This is a genomic window from Pseudomonas sp. WS 5051 (assembly GCF_012985715.1).
Classification (GTDB): Bacteria; Pseudomonadota; Gammaproteobacteria; order Pseudomonadales; family Pseudomonadaceae; genus Aquipseudomonas; species Aquipseudomonas bubulae.
Genome location: NZ_JAAQWV010000029.1, coordinates 1 through 3,124, shown reverse-complemented (window position 1 = coordinate 3,124; position 3,124 = coordinate 1). Strand labels below are relative to the sequence as shown.

Sequence of the window (3,124 nt, the reverse complement as noted above, 5' to 3'; positions counted from 1 at the left end):
CATTCCATCGAATGATGGTGAATGTTGATTTCTGATCTTTTGATTAGATCGTTCTTTAAAAATTTGGGTATGTAATAGAAAGTTAGACTGGATAACACTTTCACTGGTGTTTATTCAGGCTAAGGTAAAATTTGTGATTGCTCTTAATTGAGCAGCGAATTTTCGGCGAATGTCGTCTTCATAGTATAACCAGATTGCTTGGGGTTATATGGTCAAGTGAAGAAGCGCATACGGTGGATGCCTTGGCAGTCAGAGGCGATGAAAGACGTGGTAGCCTGCGAAAAGCTTCGGGGAGTCGGCAAACAGACTTTGATCCGGAGATGTCTGAATGGGGGAACCCACCTAACATAAGTTAGGTATCTTAAGCTGAATACATAGGCTTAAGAAGCGAACCAGGGGAACTGAAACATCTAAGTACCCTGAGGAAAAGAAATCAACCGAGATTCCCTTAGTAGTGGCGAGCGAACGGGGACCAGCCCTTAAGCTGTATTGATGTTAGCGGAACGCTCTGGAAAGTGCGGCCATAGTGGGTGATAGCCCTGTACGCGAAAACATCTTTGCAGTGAAATCGAGTAGGACGGAGCACGAGAAACTTTGTCTGAATATGGGGGGACCATCCTCCAAGGCTAAATACTACTGACTGACCGATAGTGAACTAGTACCGTGAGGGAAAGGCGAAAAGAACCCCGGAGAGGGGAGTGAAATAGATCCTGAAACCGTATGCGTACAAGCAGTGGGAGCCCACTTTGTTGGGTGACTGCGTACCTTTTGTATAATGGGTCAGCGACTTATTTTCAGTGGCAAGCTTAACCGAATAGGGGAGGCGTAGCGAAAGCGAGTCTTAATAGGGCGTCTAGTCGCTGGGAATAGACCCGAAACCGGGCGATCTATCCATGGGCAGGTTGAAGGTTGGGTAACACTAACTGGAGGACCGAACCGACTACCGTTGAAAAGTTAGCGGATGACCTGTGGATCGGAGTGAAAGGCTAATCAAGCTCGGAGATAGCTGGTTCTCCTCGAAAGCTATTTAGGTAGCGCCTCATGTATCACTGTAGGGGGTAGAGCACTGTTTCGGCTAGGGGGTCATCCCGACTTACCAAACCGATGCAAACTCCGAATACCTACAAGTGCCGAGCATGGGAGACACACGGCGGGTGCTAACGTCCGTCGTGAAAAGGGAAACAACCCAGACCGTCAGCTAAGGTCCCAAAGTTATGGTTAAGTGGGAAACGATGTGGGAAGGCTTAGACAGCTAGGAGGTTGGCTTAGAAGCAGCCACCCTTTAAAGAAAGCGTAATAGCTCACTAGTCGAGTCGGCCTGCGCGGAAGATTTAACGGGGCTCAAACCATACACCGAAGCTACGGGTATCATCTTAGGATGATGCGGTAGAGGAGCGTTCTGTAAGCCTGTGAAGGTGAGTTGAGAAGCTTGCTGGAGGTATCAGAAGTGCGAATGCTGACATGAGTAACGATAATGGGTGTGAAAAACACCCACGCCGAAAGACCAAGGTTTCCTGCGCAACGTTAATCGACGCAGGGTTAGTCGGTCCCTAAGGCGAGGCTGAAAAGCGTAGTCGATGGAAAACAGGTTAATATTCCTGTACTTCTGGTTATTGCGATGGAGGGACGGAGAAGGCTAGGCCAGCTTGGCGTTGGTTGTCCAAGTTTAAGGTGGTAGGCTGGAATCTTAGGTAAATCCGGGATTCTAAGGCCGAGAGCTGATGACGAGTGTTCTTTTAGAACACGAAGTGGTTGATGCCATGCTTCCAAGAAAAGCTTCTAAGCTTCAGGTAACCAGGAACCGTACCCCAAACCGACACAGGTGGTTGGGTAGAGAATACCAAGGCGCTTGAGAGAACTCGGGTGAAGGAACTAGGCAAAATGGCACCGTAACTTCGGGAGAAGGTGCGCCGATGGAGGTGAAGCATTTACTGCGTAAGCCCCTGTCGGTCGAAGATACCAGGCCGCTGCGACTGTTTATTAAAAACACAGCACTCTGCAAACACGAAAGTGGACGTATAGGGTGTGACGCCTGCCCGGTGCCGGAAGGTTAATTGATGGGGTTAGCTAACGCGAAGCTCTTGATCGAAGCCCCGGTAAACGGCGGCCGTAACTATAACGGTCCTAAGGTAGCGAAATTCCTTGTCGGGTAAGTTCCGACCTGCACGAATGGCGTAACGATGGCGGCGCTGTCTCCACCCGAGACTCAGTGAAATTGAAATCGCTGTGAAGATGCAGTGTATCCGCGGCTAGACGGAAAGACCCCGTGAACCTTTACTATAGCTTTGCACTGGACTTTGAATTTGCTTGTGTAGGATAGGTGGGAGGCTTTGAAGCGTGAACGCCAGTTTGCGTGGAGCCAACCTTGAAATACCACCCTGGCAACTTTGAGGTTCTAACTCAGGTCCGTTATCCGGATCGAGGACAGTGTATGGTGGGTAGTTTGACTGGGGCGGTCTCCTCCTAAAGAGTAACGGAGGAGTACGAAGGTGCGCTCAGACCGGTCGGAAATCGGTCGTAGAGTATAAAGGCAAAAGCGCGCTTGACTGCGAGACAGACACGTCGAGCAGGTACGAAAGTAGGTCTTAGTGATCCGGTGGTTCTGTATGGAAGGGCCATCGCTCAACGGATAAAAGGTACTCCGGGGATAACAGGCTGATACCGCCCAAGAGTTCATATCGACGGCGGTGTTTGGCACCTCGATGTCGGCTCATCACATCCTGGGGCTGAAGCCGGTCCCAAGGGTATGGCTGTTCGCCATTTAAAGTGGTACGCGAGCTGGGTTTAGAACGTCGTGAGACAGTTCGGTCCCTATCTGCCGTGGACGTTTGAGATTTGAGAGGGGCTGCTCCTAGTACGAGAGGACCGGAGTGGACGAACCTCTGGTGTTCCGGTTGTCACGCCAGTGGCATTGCCGGGTAGCTATGTTCGGGAAAGATAACCGCTGAAAGCATCTAAGCGGGAAACTTGCCTCAAGATGAGATCTCACTGGAACCTTGAGTTCCCTAAAGGGCCGTCGAAGACTACGACGTTGATAGGTTGGGTGTGTAAGCGCTGTGAGGCGTTGAGCTAACCAATACTAATTGCCCGTGAGGCTTGACCATATAACACCCAAGCAATTTGC

At 50.4% G+C, this 3,124-nt stretch carries 1 rRNA gene; it reads left to right on the top strand.

Annotated features, from left to right (window positions below):
• Positions 1-210: 210 nt before the first annotated feature.
• Positions 211-3,104: ribosomal RNA gene (locus HBN79_RS23780) — 23S ribosomal RNA — on the top strand.
• Positions 3,105-3,124: the final 20 nt, after the last annotated feature.